The 15,187-nt window shown below is 47.4% G+C and carries 16 protein-coding genes; 9 read left to right on the forward strand and 7 right to left on the reverse strand.

Going from position 1 to position 15,187, the window contains the following annotated elements; genetic code table 11:
• Nucleotides 1-61: 61 nt before the first annotated feature.
• The 9 genes from queA (at nt 62) to KU855_RS04805 (ending at nt 7,930) form a co-directional block, all read left to right on the forward strand.
• Nucleotides 62-1,099: a tRNA preQ1(34) S-adenosylmethionine ribosyltransferase-isomerase QueA gene (queA, locus tag KU855_RS04765; protein ID WP_218529161.1), complete on the forward strand. Its 1,038-nt coding sequence runs from the start codon at nt 62-64 to the stop codon at nt 1,097-1,099.
• A 151-nt stretch (nt 1,100-1,250) separates the two neighbouring features.
• Nucleotides 1,251-2,375, forward strand: coding sequence for a tRNA guanosine(34) transglycosylase Tgt (tgt, locus tag KU855_RS04770; protein WP_218529162.1), 1,125 nt, complete (start codon nt 1,251-1,253; stop codon nt 2,373-2,375).
• A gap of 30 nt (nt 2,376-2,405) precedes the next feature.
• A complete protein-coding gene (gene yajC / locus KU855_RS04775; protein WP_218529163.1) occupies nt 2,406-2,738 on the forward strand; it encodes a preprotein translocase subunit YajC in 333 nt (110 codons plus the stop codon).
• A gap of 17 nt (nt 2,739-2,755) precedes the next feature.
• The gene (secD, locus tag KU855_RS04780) at nt 2,756-4,606 is read left to right on the forward strand and encodes a protein translocase subunit SecD (RefSeq protein ID WP_218529164.1); all 1,851 of its coding nucleotides are present in this window, start codon (nt 2,756-2,758) and stop codon (nt 4,604-4,606) included.
• A gap of 14 nt (nt 4,607-4,620) precedes the next feature.
• Nucleotides 4,621-5,568 carry a protein translocase subunit SecF gene (gene secF, locus KU855_RS04785; RefSeq protein WP_218529165.1) on the forward strand — a complete coding sequence of 316 codons (948 nt, stop codon included), beginning with the start codon at nt 4,621-4,623 and terminating at the stop codon, nt 5,566-5,568.
• 173 nt (nt 5,569-5,741) lie between these two features.
• Entirely contained in the window at nt 5,742-6,062 is a 321-nt protein-coding gene (locus KU855_RS04790; protein WP_218529166.1) for a DUF2007 domain-containing protein, read from the forward strand.
• A gap of 10 nt (nt 6,063-6,072) precedes the next feature.
• Nucleotides 6,073-6,432: a rhodanese-like domain-containing protein gene (locus KU855_RS04795; protein WP_218529167.1), complete on the forward strand. Its 360-nt coding sequence runs from the start codon at nt 6,073-6,075 to the stop codon at nt 6,430-6,432.
• A 45-nt stretch (nt 6,433-6,477) separates the two neighbouring features.
• A complete protein-coding gene (locus tag KU855_RS04800; RefSeq protein ID WP_218529168.1) occupies nt 6,478-7,419 on the forward strand; it encodes a bifunctional precorrin-2 dehydrogenase/sirohydrochlorin ferrochelatase in 942 nt (313 codons plus the stop codon).
• Nucleotides 7,394-7,930, forward strand: coding sequence for a YaeQ family protein (locus KU855_RS04805; protein WP_218529169.1), 537 nt, complete (start codon nt 7,394-7,396; stop codon nt 7,928-7,930). The genes KU855_RS04800 and KU855_RS04805 overlap by 26 nt, the downstream gene beginning before the upstream one ends.
• Before the next feature lie 83 nt (nt 7,931-8,013).
• On the opposite strand, the gene KU855_RS04810 is transcribed toward KU855_RS04805, so the two are convergent.
• From KU855_RS04810 to KU855_RS04840, 7 genes are all read right to left on the reverse strand, one after another.
• On the reverse strand, nt 8,014-8,415 hold the full coding sequence (locus tag KU855_RS04810; protein WP_218529170.1) for an MmcQ/YjbR family DNA-binding protein: 402 nt from the start codon (nt 8,413-8,415) through the stop codon (nt 8,014-8,016).
• The gene (locus KU855_RS04815) at nt 8,402-9,124 is read right to left on the reverse strand and encodes an alpha/beta fold hydrolase (protein WP_218529171.1); all 723 of its coding nucleotides are present in this window, start codon (nt 9,122-9,124) and stop codon (nt 8,402-8,404) included. The genes KU855_RS04810 and KU855_RS04815 overlap by 14 nt, the downstream gene beginning before the upstream one ends.
• A gap of 58 nt (nt 9,125-9,182) precedes the next feature.
• Nucleotides 9,183-9,554 (reverse strand): rhodanese-like domain-containing protein, encoded by a 372-nt coding sequence (locus KU855_RS04820; RefSeq protein WP_218529172.1) that lies wholly within the window; start codon nt 9,552-9,554, stop codon nt 9,183-9,185.
• Nucleotides 9,555-9,558: 4 nt separating this feature from the next.
• Nucleotides 9,559-9,783 carry a DUF2892 domain-containing protein gene (locus tag KU855_RS04825; RefSeq protein WP_218529173.1) on the reverse strand — a complete coding sequence of 75 codons (225 nt, stop codon included), beginning with the start codon at nt 9,781-9,783 and terminating at the stop codon, nt 9,559-9,561.
• 1 nt (nt 9,784) lies between these two features.
• Complete coding sequence (locus tag KU855_RS04830) at nt 9,785-13,006, reverse strand: efflux RND transporter permease subunit (RefSeq protein WP_218529174.1); 3,222 nt, start codon at nt 13,004-13,006, stop codon at nt 9,785-9,787.
• A 9-nt stretch (nt 13,007-13,015) separates the two neighbouring features.
• A complete protein-coding gene (locus KU855_RS04835; protein WP_218529175.1) occupies nt 13,016-14,053 on the reverse strand; it encodes an efflux RND transporter periplasmic adaptor subunit in 1,038 nt (345 codons plus the stop codon).
• Nucleotides 14,054-14,199: 146 nt separating this feature from the next.
• The gene (locus KU855_RS04840) at nt 14,200-14,910 is read right to left on the reverse strand and encodes an SIMPL domain-containing protein (protein WP_218529176.1); all 711 of its coding nucleotides are present in this window, start codon (nt 14,908-14,910) and stop codon (nt 14,200-14,202) included.
• Nucleotides 14,911-15,187: the final 277 nt, after the last annotated feature.

Consider the following 15,187-nt stretch of genomic DNA (forward strand, 5'->3'; position numbering starts at 1 on the left):
ACTAGCCGCCAAAATACCGCCTTATCTCAGGCATTATCTTGGTTGTTAAATAGAGGCTTGAATGCGCGTCGCAGATTTTACTTTCGATTTACCTGATGAACTGATCGCTCGTTATCCCATGGCGGAGCGAACGGCTTCACGCTTGTTAACGTTAAATGGCAACACTGGGGCCTTAGGTGACAAGCAATTTACCGACTTACTCGAGATGATTGAGCCTGGCGATTTGATGGTGTTTAACAATACCCGAGTGATCCCAGCGCGTCTCTTTGGCCAGAAAGCCACTGGCGGCAAATTAGAAATTCTCGTCGAGCGCATGCTGGACGATAAGCGGGTGTTAGCGCATGTCCGCAGCTCAAAATCACCCAAACCAGGCACTGAAATTTTGCTCGATGGCGGTGAAAAAATGCTGATGCTGGCCCGCCACGACACCTTGTTTGAGTTGGGGCTTGAATCAGATAAAACCATCTTAGAAGTCCTTGAGGCGGTTGGGCATATGCCATTGCCCCCTTATATCGACCGCCCCGATGAAGATGCCGATAAAGAACGTTATCAAACCGTTTATAACCAAAACCCAGGTGCGGTAGCCGCCCCTACGGCAGGATTGCACTTTGATGACGCCATGCTGGCCACGCTAACGGCTAAAGGCGTTAATATGGCATTTGTGACCCTGCATGTTGGGGCTGGCACGTTCCAGCCGGTGCGAGTCGATAATATTCTTGATCATAAAATGCATTCAGAATGGGCGAATGTTCCGGCAGAAGTGGTTGAAAAAATTAAGACCACCAAAGCGGCTGGTAAACGCGTTATTGCGGTTGGCACTACCTCAGTGCGCTCATTAGAGAGCGCCGCTAAAGCCAGCCCCGCTGAATTGGCGCCTTTTAGTGGTGATACCGATATTTTCATTTACCCAGGCTATCAATTCCAAGTTGTCGATGCCATGGTGACCAACTTCCATTTACCAGAGTCGACGTTGATCATGCTGGTCAGCGCCTTTGCCGGCTTTGATGAAGTTATTCACGCCTATCAGCACGCCGTTGCCGAAAAATACCGCTTCTTCAGCTATGGCGATGCGATGTTTGTGACTAAAAAAGCCCTCTAATGGCGTAGAATGCGATAAAATACCCGCGCTCATTTGAGTGTGGGTATTTTTGTTAATGCCCTTGAAGTTACAAAATTTGCCCTTATATCACTAGCTTAATGGAATTTATTTCCAGCTCCAGTGTCAGACTGTTTCTCTGACGAGGTAATTTATGAAGTTTGAATTAGATACTACTGATGGTCGCGCTCGTCGTGGTCGCTTGATTTTTGAACGTGGAACGGTTGAAACCCCAGCATTTATGCCTGTGGGCACCTATGGCACAGTGAAAGGGATGACACCAGAAGAAGTGCGTGCGACTGGTGCGGATATCTTACTTGGGAATACCTTCCACTTGTGGTTGCGTCCTGGCGAAGAAGTCATGCGTAAACATGGCGATCTGCATGATTTTATGAACTGGCAGCGTCCTATTCTGACTGACTCTGGCGGATTCCAAGTGTTCAGCTTGGGGGATATTCGTAAGATCACCGAAGAAGGGGTGCACTTTCGTTCTCCAATTAATGGTGAAAAGATTTTTCTAGACCCAGAAAAGTCGATGCAAATTCAGAATTCGTTAGGTTCTGATGTGGTGATGATTTTTGATGAATGTACGCCATATCCAGCCACTGAAGATGAAGCGCGCAAATCCATGCAGATGTCTCTGCGTTGGGCTAAGCGTTCTAAAGATGAGTTTGAGCGCCTAGAGAACCCTAACTCTTTGTTTGGCATCATTCAGGGCGGTGTTTACGAAGATCTGCGTGATGAAAGCTTAAACGGCTTGGTCAACATAGGGTTTGATGGTTATGCCATCGGTGGTTTGGCGGTGGGTGAGCCTAAAGCCGATATGCATCGCATCTTAGAACATGTGTGCCCACAAATCCCAGCTGACAAACCACGTTATCTTATGGGCGTCGGCAAGCCGGAAGATCTGGTGGAAGGTGTTCGCCGTGGTGTGGATATGTTTGACTGCGTAATGCCGACTCGAAATGCTCGTAACGGTCACTTATTTACCAGTGAAGGCGTGATTAAAATCCGTAACGCTCGTCATCGTGACGATACGTCACCTTTGGATCCCCAGTGTGATTGTTATACCTGTAAAAACTATTCAAGAGCGTATCTGTACCATCTAGATCGCTGTAATGAGATTTTAGGTGCTCGCCTAAATACCATTCATAACCTTCGGTATTATCAAAGATTGATGGAAGGTTTGCGTGGGGCAATTGAGACAGGTACATTAGAGGCCTTTGTGACTGAGTTCTATACCAGTCAGGGGCGTGAAGTACCTGAGTTAGTTGATTAACATTAACGATAATTAGAGAAGAGAAATACTATGTTTATTGCAAATGCACATGCAGCAGCCACTGGTGCTGCCCAAACAGGCGGCACCATGGAATTGATTTTCATGTTGGTTATTTTTGGCCTGATTTTCTATTTCATGATCTATCGTCCACAAGCTAAGCGCGTAAAAGAACATAAAAACCTGATGTCTTCATTAGGTAAAGGTGACGAAGTGCTAACCAGTGGCGGTATTGTCGGCAAGATTGCCAAAATCACCGATGACAGTGACATGGTATTGCTGGGCTTGAATGACAGCACGCAAATTACTATCAAGAAAGATTATATTGCAGCTGTACTGCCTAAAGGCTCTATTCAGTCGTTATAAGCCAAGAGGGCGATTGTGTGTTAAATAAATACCCAATGTGGAAAAACGTGATGGTGATTTTAATCATCGCGGTTGGATTTTTCTATGCGCTGCCAAACTTGTTTGGCGAAGATCACGCGGTTCAGGTGGTTGGTACTCGTGGCGTTGAAGTGACGCCGACGGTTCAATCAGAAGTGAACGACCTATTGACTAAGGATGGCATTGCCGTTAAGCGTTCTGAATTAGTCAATGGCCAGTTATTGGTACGTGTTGCCGATGCGGATCAACAGTTGGCTGCGAAAGAAGCCATTGCCAATCAATTGGGGGACAAATACACAGTCGCCTTAAACCTTGCGCCAGCAACACCTACATGGCTTGAGTCTGTGGGGGGGGCACCCATGAAGCTCGGCCTAGATTTGCGTGGTGGTGTGCACTTCTTAATGGAAGTGGACATGAATGAAGCTATTCGCAAGATGGAAGAAGCTAAGGTTGCCGATTTTCGCTCGCAGTTGCGCGAAGAACGCATACGCTATGCCGGTATTTTCCGTACCTCAAAGGGTATTGAAATTAAATTCCGTGACGAAGCAAACTTAGATAAAGCCGAACAATTTTTAAAATCGCGCAGCAATGAAATGGTGTTTACTGACACCGTGGATAATGGCGATTACAGCTTGCTCGCTGTGATGAGTGAAGCGTATTTAAAGCAAATTAAAGAAGAAGCCTTGCAGCAAAACATCACGACCATTCGTAATCGTGTCAACGAATTAGGTGTTGCAGAGCCCGTGGTTCAGCGTCAAGGCGCTGAGCGTATCATTGTTGAATTACCGGGCGTGCAAGATACGGCGCGTGCCAAAGAGATTTTAGGGGCGACCGCCTCGATTGAATTCCACATGGTTGACGATAAAGTTGACGCTAGCGCCGCGGCCGCCGGGCGCGTGCCAGCTGGCAGTGAAATTTATCAACGCCGTGACGGCAGCCCTGTGGTACTCAAGAAGGAAGTGATGTTAACCGGTGATCATATCACTGGTGCGCAACCGACTTTTGATGAATACAGTCGTCCGCAAGTGGCCATCAATCTTGATGCCAAAGGCGGCACCATTTTCTCCAACGTGACCAAAGATAACATTGGTAAGCCGATGGCGACCTTGTTTATCGAGTATAAAGATACTGGTGAACGTAATCCTGACGGCAGCGTCAAGATGAGAAAAATTGAAGAAGTGATTTCAGTCGCGACCATTCAAGCCCGTTTAGGACGTAATTTCGTCATCACAGGTCTTGATCATGCTGAATCACAAAACCTCGCCTTATTATTACGTGCAGGTGCCCTGATTGCGCCGGTCTCTATTGTTGAAGAACGTACCATTGGCCCAAGCTTAGGGGCGCAAAATATTGAATCTGGTTTACAGGCGATGATTTGGGGTATGGCTATCGTGTTGATCTTCATGATGGTGTATTACCGTGCTTTCGGCATCATTGCTAACTTAGCGTTATGTGCCAACTTGGTAATGATTGTCGGCGTGATGTCAATGATCCCAGGTGCAGTATTAACCTTACCGGGTATTGCCGGCATGGTGTTAACCGTAGGTATGGCAGTCGATGGTAACGTACTGATTTATGAACGTATTCGTGAAGAGTTGCGTGCTGGTCGTAGTGTGCAGCAAGCGATCCATGAAGGCTATGCTAATGCATTTTCAACCATTACTGACGCCAACGTTACCACCTTTATTACCGCCTTGATCTTGTTCGCTGTGGGTACAGGTGCCATTAAAGGTTTTGCCGTCACCCTGATGATCGGTATCGCCACCTCCATGTTTACCTCTATTGTCGGTACTCGTTCTGTTGTGAACGCAGTCTGGGGTGGTAAACGTGTGAAGAAATTATCGATTTAAGGGAGACGACTAACATGATGCAGTTAACCGCATTTAAAAATACTATCGACTTCCTCAAACATGCCAAAATCATCAGCATTTTGTCGTTGATCTTGGTCGTTGCTTCTTTGGTGTCTCTGGGAACTAAGGGCATCAATTGGGGATTAGATTTTACTGGTGGTACCGTGGTGGAGCTTGAATTTTCCAAGCCTGCCAATCTCAATGATTTACGCGCTCAACTCACCGATGAAAAGGTCAGTGGCGCCATCGTACAAAATTTTGGTTCGACTCGCGATATCTTGGTTCGCTTGCAAGTTCGCGCTGGCATCGCAAGTGATGCTCAAGTGTTAGAAGTGATGAAAGCTGCCCAGCATCTCGACAGCCAAGTGATCCAAAAACGCGTTGAATTTGTGGGTCCGCAGGTAGGTAAAGAGCTTGCTGAACAAGGTGGCTTAGCCGTTTTGGTCGCGCTGATCTGTATTTTGATCTACGTGTCATTCCGGTTTGAGTGGCGATTAGCTGCAGGCGCTGTGGCCTCATTGGCTCACGACGTTATTTTAACGCTCGGTGTATTTTCACTATTGCAACTCGAGTTTGATTTGACCGTACTGGCCGGACTGTTAACTGTGGTGGGTTACTCACTCAACGATACCATTGTGGTTTATGACCGCATCCGTGAGAACTTCCTCAAGATGCGTAAGGCGATACCCTACGAAATCATTAATGCGTCTATCACCCAGACGATGAGTCGTACCATTATCACCACAGGCACCACTTTGATAACGGTAGTGGCCTTGTTCTTAAAGGGCGGCACCATGATCCACGGCTTTGCGACTGCACTGCTGATGGGGATTTTATTCGGGACGTATTCATCGATTTATGTGGCCAGTTATTTAGCCATGAAACTCGGTGTAAGTCGCGATCATATGATCCCGGTTGAAATCGAAAAAGAAGGCGCTGATCAGCCGCCAATGATGCCGTAATCGACCGCATTGAATAAAGCCGACTAAGTGAGTCGGCTTTTTTGTGGCCGTTTTTCACACTTGACACTTTTGCCATTCCCGCTCAACATGCTGGCAGGTGTTAACATTAGGTTAATGCCTGTTTGGCGAATATCAATGACCTTCGATGTCAAAAATGGTAGTAAGGAAGGCAAATGCAAACACAAACACGTAAATGTTTAGTCGCTGGTGGCAATTTACTGCAGGCGCACACTTGGAAAGGCTTACTTGAATCAGCAGGGATTCAAGTAGAATTGCGCGGCGAAGCCCTAATGGGCGGCGTAGGTGAATTGCCAGTGGACTTACAAACGGTCGAATTGTGGGTGTCTCAGGCGCAATTTGAATTGGCACAATCACAATTAGCCAATTTAGATGCTGATCTTCCCCAATGGCAATGTGTACAATGTCAAGAGTATAATCATGCCAGTTTTGAATTGTGCTGGCAGTGTAGTGCCGAGCGCAGTGAAGCCCATTAAGGAATTTGCCATGGCTCATACCCCAGGATTTGAACAGTTAGTCGCTCGTTTTCGTCCGCAAGTTCAAGAGATCTCCATTGATCAATATCAAACTCAACCACAATGGCATTTGATTGATGTTCGTGAAGATCATGAATGGTTGAACGATCATTTACCCCGTGCCATTCACTTGGGGCGTGGTATCATTGAACGTGATATCGAAACCCGTTTCCCTGATAAATCTACCCCTTTGCTGTTATATTGTGGCGGGGGTTATCGCAGCGTGATGGCAGCCTATCACTTACAGTTGATGGGATATCAGCACGTGGCTTCGTTAATTGGTGGTTACAAAGCATGGCAGCAACAGCAACTGCCGTTGGTCAAGGATTGATTTAGTCTGGCTCTCGTGATGATGAGGGCCTAATACAAGGTAGAGATGCAGTATTTCCCTCTCATGCTCGACACCCGCCATTGCTCAGTGTTAATGGTCGGTGGTGGTGTAGTTGCCGAGCGCAAGTTAACCTTGCTGGCTCGCACTGACGCCCAGATTACCCTGATTTCGCCAGTTATCACACCCATAATCCAGCAACTGGTAGATGGCAATAGAGTGCAATGGCAGTCGCGGATTGCGGCGCTAGATGACATCAGTGCCCAGTTTCAGTTAATTTACCTCGCCACAGATAACCAAGCCTTACATCAGCAAATGGCCGTGAGAGCGGCTGAATTAGGGGTGTTGATTAATGTGGTCGATACGCCTAGCCTGTGCAGTTTTATCACCCCAGCGATTGTTGACCGTGGTCGTTTACAAGTGGCCATCAGTACAGCGGGTGCCGCCCCTGTTTATGCTCGCACAATCAGAGGCCGCTTAGAGCAAGCCCTGCCTGCGAGTTTAGCGCCACTGCTCGACTTTGTGGCCGCTAATCGTGAGCGGGTGAAGCACAGTTTTATCAATGAAGATGAGCGTCGCCGCTGCTGGGAGCGTTTTTTCGCCTTGAACGGCGACAGGTTTGATCATCAGACAACGACATGGTTTGAACAGGCACTCGACGATCGATCGAAGCCCACAGCTTCCATCCTCTTGCTCGATCAGCAGTCGGATCCGCAATTATTGCCTATTGCTGCCGTGGCACTAATGCAACAATTGGAATATGTCTTTCACAGTGAGCCAATGACTGTGGCGTTAAATGAATTCATACGTCGTGATTGCAACCGTGAACCTTTGCAATCGCTAGAAGCGGTGCTGGATTGCCAACGGGCAGGTTTCCGTTCGTTGGTGGTTGCCGATGCACCAACCTTAGCTGCCATCGCGGCGCAATCACCTAATTGCTTGACCTTAAAAGCTGGAGCCTTACATGGCACTGAATGCCACGATTTTTAAAGCCGAACTGCAGATTGCAGATATGGACCGTTATTATTACCAAACCCACCAATTTACTTTGGCGCAACACCCTTCAGAAACCGATGAGCGCATGATGGTTCGCTTAGCCGCGTTCGCACTTAATGCATCAGAACACTTAACCTTTTCCAAAGGATTGTGTGTCGATGATGAGGCCGAGCTGTGGCAAAAAAGCTTAAGTGGCGATATAGAACTGTGGATTGAGTTTGGTGAAGCCGATGAAAAATGGATAAAAAAGGCCTGTGGCCGTGCCAAAAACGTAAAGTTATATGTCTATGGCGGTCGGAGTGTGCCTATTTGGTGGCAAAAAGCTCAAGGGCCATTTAGTCGATATAAAAACCTTGAGGTATGGGAATTTCCCAAAGAGCAAGTGCAGCAGTTGGCTGGCTTAGTTAAGCGCTCGATGCGACTAAGTTGCAACATCTCAGAAGGCGAAATGTGGCTCAATGATGACGATCAAAGTCTCGCGTTAACCCCCATTAGGCTCTACTAAGGGGAAGCGGATTAGGACGCTCAAGCAACAGGCTCTAACCAAGGGGCCTGTTTTTTTTGCAAGCCTCTATCTTAATACCCTGGCTAAGGTTCTGGTATGTTACTTGAGCCCTCCTTAGTCGGCGGCTGTTCTAATCCTAACTGCCGGCGCATGGCTATGGTTAACCCTAAACAGACGAGCCGGTAAGATTGGCTAAGGTAATAGCGTAAATCCTCATCCTTACTTGGGGCATTATCAAACTGCTGGATCCATTTCATGCCGCGACTGCCAAAGTATGGCGCTGGTCTATAGCCGTCGATTTCCCCGAGAAAGTGAAAATTATTGTCGGTGGTTTTAAAGGTATACGCTGCTACTTTACTCGCCGAGCTGCTCCCAATGGCAAACACTTTGCCGCCGACTTTCCAGACATGGCTTGCTCCCCACTGCTGCACATAGGTAGTGGCGGGTAAGGATTGGCAAAAATGGTTAAATTCATCGACTGTCATGGACGTTCAAAGGCTCATTTTCATGGACATGAGACGCAGTGCTCACAAGGTTAAGAATAATGTCAGCGCATTCGTTAGGGTGAGTCTGGGCGATGAAATGACCGCCAGCGATGTTTATAACAGTGCAATTGGCAAATACGGCCTTCAGCAGCGCCAGTGCTGTGTGACTGACCAATTTATCGCGATGAGGTTTAATGTAGATAGCGGGGCAGTCGATAACCGCGTGTGGGACCTTGAGCGCGGCAATATTGCTGAGTCTATGGTGCAACATTAGCGGATTAGCTTGCGATAGCGCATGCCATATCGGTTCAACCCTTGTGCGTTTACCGATTAAATTAAAGGCTAGCCAATGCAGCAGCCAACTCGACACAGGGTTTGGTCGCATTAAGCTGATGGGTAACCAGTGGGCCAATCGTGATAGCTGTGACGGGGATGAGATAAAACTAGCGATAAACACCACGGCTTGTACTTGCATCGGCCGCAGTTGGCATAACTCGTAAGCTATGCGGCCAGAGTACGACTCTGCTACCAAGATAACTGGCTCAGAGGTTATCTCTTGGGCGATTGTCGCCGCTTGTTCGATATAACTGGTGCCAGCGACGTTATCGAGCGTATATAGCTTAACCGCCATACTCTGATTAAGCTGATGATACAGTTGCTTTAGCAGTAGCCCAGTGCCATCGAGACCGGGAAGTAATATCACTGTCATTAGACGTGGATTAACGAAAATAATAAGGCCGCGAGTGCGGCCTTATTATCAGGGTTAATTACTTTGTGGGCTCGATGCGCACTAAATTCTGGTATGCGCCGCCATTAAAGGTATGAGTATAGCCTTGCTCAATCAGTGACTGTTGCGCTCGGCCACTGCGATTGCCACTACGACAATATAAAACCACTTCGGTATCTTTGGCGATATCGCGTTGGGCAAACTCTTGGGCTATCTGCTCAAATGGAATATTAATGGCGTCAGCCAAATGACCTTGGGCAAACTCTTCTGGGGTGCGGACATCGATCACGAGTGCCCCGTCTTTAATCATATCCCATGCTTGCAAATCATCGGCCGCTTGCGCCGTTGAACTCAGGCTCAAGATGGCGATGAACATAAGGCCAACTTTTTGTAACACAGACAATAAACGCATTTTTCTATCCTTGTATTCGCTTAGCTAATGCAATTTCTGCTTCAGTCTTAACGCCAAATTTACGCATCACCATGGCAGCGGGACAAAAGCCAGTGAAAGAGCTTTGGAATAAATTAGCACCGACAAAGGCAGTAAGCCAGAGAAAATCGGTACTGACCCACACACTCAGGGCTAACGAAAGTAACACCATGATACCAGCAAAGGCGGTGATTGATTTCTCGAGTGACATATTAATGTTCCGATAAATATTTATTTGCAATTTCAGGGAAGCGCTGGATCAAACTAAAGTACAGCACTGGAATTAAAATAATGGTCAATAAGGTTGAGGCAAATATGCCAAAGATAAGACTGATAGCGAGGCCATTGAATATCGGATCATCCAAAATAAACAAGGAACCTATCATGGCCGCTAGTGCAGTCAAAATAATGGGTTTGGCTCTCACTGTGCCAGAATGGATCACCGCTTGAGCTAAGGGGATCCCGCGCGCCAATTCATGATTAATGAAGTCCACCAACAGGATAGAGTTTCGGACTATGATGCCTGCAAGGGCAATCATGCCAATCATCGAGGGGGCAGTAAATTGCGCACCGAGCAAGGCATGACCTGGCATGACGCCAATAATTGTTAATGGAATGGGGGCCATAATAACCAAGGGCACTAAATACGATTTAAACTGAGCCACGACCAGTAAATAAATACCAATCATTCCAATAGCATAGGCTATGCCCATATCCCGAAAGGTTTCGTAAGTGATTTTCCATTCGCCATCCCATAGGACACTAATGCTGTCCAGACCAGAGGGTTGTTCGACAAAGGACTGTTGGAAGCCAAGGCCCTCATCGCCATTAATGTGTGCCACCATGTCGAACATCCCATATAACGGGCTGTCGAGCTCGCCGGCCATATCGCCGGTCACCATGATCATCGGCACCATATTTTTGTGCATGATAGGCATCTTGATATGACCTTGGGTGATGTTTACCAGATCGGCAATCGCCACGGTCGTGCCTTGCTGATTGGTTAAGGTTAGATTTAGTACCTGTTCAAGATCCATTTTCGTCGATTCTTTCAGCTCCAAACGAATAGGGATGGGGGTTTGCTGGTTGGGCTGATGGAAGTTAGCGACATCTTTTCCGCCAATAGAGGTGGTAATCGCGTCGACAATGTTGGCATAAGGCACGCCTAACAAGTTGGCTTTTTGTCTATCGATGCTAATTTGCCACTGCGCTTGTTGAGCCGGTAAAAATATTTCCACATCAACCATGCCATCGGTTTGTTCAAATAAGTCGAACATTTGCTTGGCGGCTTGCTGGCGTAACGCCTCATTAGGGGCATAAACTTCAGCCACAACAGGGGCCCATACTGGTGGTCCTGGCGGGACTTCTACCACTTGGATCCGGCCATTATAGCGGCTAGCGATTTGCGTCAATTGCGCTCGGGTTGATGCGGCAATACTGTGGCTATCGCGATCGCGTTGTTGATGAGCGACTAAGTTAACTTGAATATCGCCAAGTTCAGGTGCTTCACGCAGATAGTAATGCCTAACTAACCCATTAAAATTCATGGGTGAGTTGGTACCAGCATAGGTTTGAATATGCGTCACCTCAGGCACAGTCAGTAAATATTGGCCAAGGTCGTTGAGCACTTTTTGAGTTTGCTCAACTGGGGTACCTTCCGGCATATCTAACATCACTTGAAATTCTGACTTATTGTCAAAGGGCAGCATTTTCATTACCACTAACTTGGCGACAGGTAGGCTCATGGCCAATACAATCAAGACTAATAACCCGAGACTCAACAAGCGTCGATGGGTTCGCGCTTTATCGCCAATCACAAATGGGCTTAATAAGCGGTGGAAGAAACGCGCCATGCCTGAGTCATCGGGATTATGGCTGGTGGCATGAACCTGGCTAGATGCGAGTAACTTGCCACTGAGCCAAGGCGTAATGATAAAAGCAATGGCAAGCGAGATCAGCATGCCCATACTGGCATTGATAGGAATCGGGCTCATGTATGGTCCCATCAAGCCACCGACAAAGTTCATAGGTAATAACGCGGCGATCACGGTGAAGGTCGCTAAAATTGTCGGTCCACCCACCTCATCGACGGCTCTTGGGATCAGTTGCTTTATCGACCCCGTTTTCATTGCCATATGTCGATGAATGTTTTCCACCACAACAATGGCATCATCGACCAGGATGCCGATAGAAAAAATCAATGCAAACAGTGAAATACGATTTAGCGTAAAGCCCCAAGCCCAACTAGCAAAGAGGGTCATCGCCAGCGTAATGATGATAGCCACCCCGACCACAATCGATTCACGCAGCCCCATGGTTACCAGCACCAAGAGTACGACAGCTAAGGTGGCAAACATTAATTTATAGATTAAGGTGCTGGATTTCTCCGCGGCAGTTTCACCATAGTTACGCGTGATAGTGGCTTGGATATTATCCGGGATGAGGACATTGTGACTGGCCTGCAGCTGGGCGTTAATGGCATCGGCTAAATCGACAGCATTAATTCCAGGTTGTTTGGCAATCGAGAGGGTCACAGAGGGGTAGCTGCCACTGCTGTCTTGAAACCAAACATTGGCGCTAGGAATATCGGCACCGAGATTGAGTTCAGCTATGTCAGCCAAGTAGACGGCTTGTGGGCCACTCTGTGTGGGCACCACGGCGACCACCAAATCAGCCACTTCTTGTTCGGATTGTAAAAACTGGCCGGTTTTTATCTTAATGACCTGATTATTTTGAACCAAAGATACCGGCATTGAGGTGCGATTATTGTTATCTAAGCTATTTTGTAATTGGTCATAACTTAATCCAAACGCATTGAGTTTGACGGGGTCAATCCGTACATTGAGCACTAATTCTTGCTCACCGACCAAATTCACTTCCCGGGTACCTGGAATGCGTTTCAATTGGGTTTTAAGACCCGTGGCGACTTGGGTTAATTGGGCTGCAGATACCTGCCGGTCTTTGGACCATAAGTTAATGTTCACTATGGGAACATCATCAATACTGCGGGGCTTGATTAACGGCTCGCCGACACCTGCCTGACGAGGCAGTCTGTCCATATTGGCATAGAGTTGGTTGTAGAGCGCAACAATGGCATCGTTGCGCGGGACACCAACATCAAATACCACGATTAACATGGCGCCATCGGCTTGAGACATGGAATATAACGTATCTATTCCCTTGATTTCAGAGATCAGCTGCTCTGCTGGCAGGGTCACTAAGTTTTGGACTTCTTGTGGTGTCGCGCCGACAAAGGGAATAAAAACATCGATGAAGGTGACCTCAATTTGAGGATCTTCTTCTTTTGGCGTCACCATAATGGCAAAAATACCCATGAGTAAGCCTAGCAAGGCCAACAGTGGCGTCATGGGGTTGGTTTGAAAGGTGGCGGCTAATCGACCTGCGATGCCCATTTTGGGCGTGTCCTGACTCATACAAACTCCTTAATTAACCGTCATACTCGCTTTGCCAGACATGAGTAGTTCGTATGGCGCGCTAGCAATTTTATCGCCCACTTCCAGACCGGCGAGTACTTGGACCTTATCATCTTGGTAAGCGCCGAGACGTACTTGTGTCAGCAAGAATTGGTTGTTGCGCCATAGATAGACGGCGGTGAGTTCATTCATGTGGTACACGGCACTGACGGGGATAGCAATTTGTTGGCGTTGTCCGGTGCTAAAGCGCACCTTGGCCCAGCTACCGGGATTGATATTGCCAATATCTGCGGGTAAGGGCAGGCGTATCATGTAGCTATGACTCTTAGGATCGGCAAATTGGCTTATTTCTGGCGAGATATCCATGATCACTCGACCATCACTTAGCTCGATGTCAAACTTCGGTAGGCTATTGAGCGCCTGACGATAGCGTTCAGGCACCCAAGCGACGGCGCGCATTTGCTGGTTAGAGTAACCCGAAAGTAATGCTTGCCCTGGCTGGACGGTTTCTCCGACTTCAACATGGCGAGCCGTTAAAATACCTGAAAATGGCGCAAAGACTTGGGTGTATTTAACATTTTCAATGGCCTTTTCTACTTGTGATTGCGCTGCGTTGACCGCTTGTGCAGCGGCGTCGGCCTTGGCGGTGGCATTATCAATTTCACCTTTAGAAATAGCCCCTTGCGGAAAGAGTTGCTGCAGACGGCGCCATTGTGATTGGGCATCGATATTGAATGCGCGGGCTTTAGCCAGTTCAGCCTCAGCGCCGGTTAATTGCGCCCCTTGCTCGATATTGGTCATCCGCAATAACTCGGCGCCTTCGGGGACGAGATCATTGACGTCATAGTTAATGGCAAGGATCCGAGCTGAGGTCTGGGCTGAAACTGTTGCATCTTGCACTGCTTCTAGCGTGGCATCTAGGTTTAACATTTGCGCAGTCATTACCGACTCTATGGTTAACAATTGCTCAGGCATTGGCTGAGTTGCTAGAGTGTGAGCACTGAAAAGCAGGGCACACATGGCGGTAATAGTGGGTCGTAGTTTCATCCTTTACACCTCGATTCCAGAAGACAGGTAGCGATTGCACCATTCATGCAAAAATCCTAATGGAATGCAGTGTAAACTGCAATCAATCCATTAGAAAAATTTAATGAATCGATAACTTTAATCGGTATTTATAAATTTTTTGGTATTTAATCAGAGAGATAGTAGGTGATGGTTGATACCACCCTGATTTGTTTGATGTGCGGGGAATTGCTATCTCGGTCGCTAATACTGAATTGACCTTGACTGGCTTGTTTAATTTTACCCAGTTGAGATTGCGAATCCTTGGCAAATTTTTCGGCGACTTCGCGCGCATTTTGAGTCGCCAGTTGGATCATCTCAGGTTTAACATCATTCAATTGGGTGTAGAGGTATTGAACCCGGCTATTATAGCCATCGGTGGCAAAACTAATGCCATGCTGTAACAGTTGCAATATTTGTTGCTGAGCGCGGCGAACTTTGTCGACGTCATTTGAGTACACAGAAATGGTGGTTTTAGCACTGTATCTAAATCTTACGTTGGGGTCGGAATACCCCTGCGCTTGTCGATCATCAATGGCGGGCATCGCTTGAGTGATTTCATCATCACTAAATCCTTGTTCTTTTAAAAATGCGATGATGGTGGCGGAGCTATGACTGACGCTTTGATAAAGCTGATTGAGGTTATTATCAACAGCGGTAAAGGGGATGGGCCAGATAGCGATATTGGCATTCACCTCCATCTGCGCGAGTCCTTTCACCGTGACACTTCTATCAAGCATTTTGGTGGCCATGATACTGGTGCTTGCTTGATAACCTAATCCGAGTAATCCAGCAAAAATCCCCAACCCTAACAGTGCCGCTGCGACCATGGTTTTCATTGCATCATCCTTTGTTATGCTGTCACTGGTTGAGCTTATCAGTTCATGACCACATAAGCACTGCATGATAGCGGATAAATTAACCATGAGGTTGGGTATTGCTGTGATGATATTTAGGGAAAGTTTGGGCGCTGCAAGCCAAAGGATAATCACTCACGCTGGGAGTTAGCAGTAAGAGTTGAGGTCTGCTGCAGGCAAACAATGCCTTGTCAGCATGCAAAAAAGCCGCAAATTTGCGGCTTTTTAGTTTCCCCCCCCCTAAGTGAGTGTCACTCAA

It is taken from the genome of Shewanella sp. NIFS-20-20, from assembly GCF_019209865.1.
GTDB lineage: Bacteria > Pseudomonadota > Gammaproteobacteria > Enterobacterales > Shewanellaceae > Shewanella.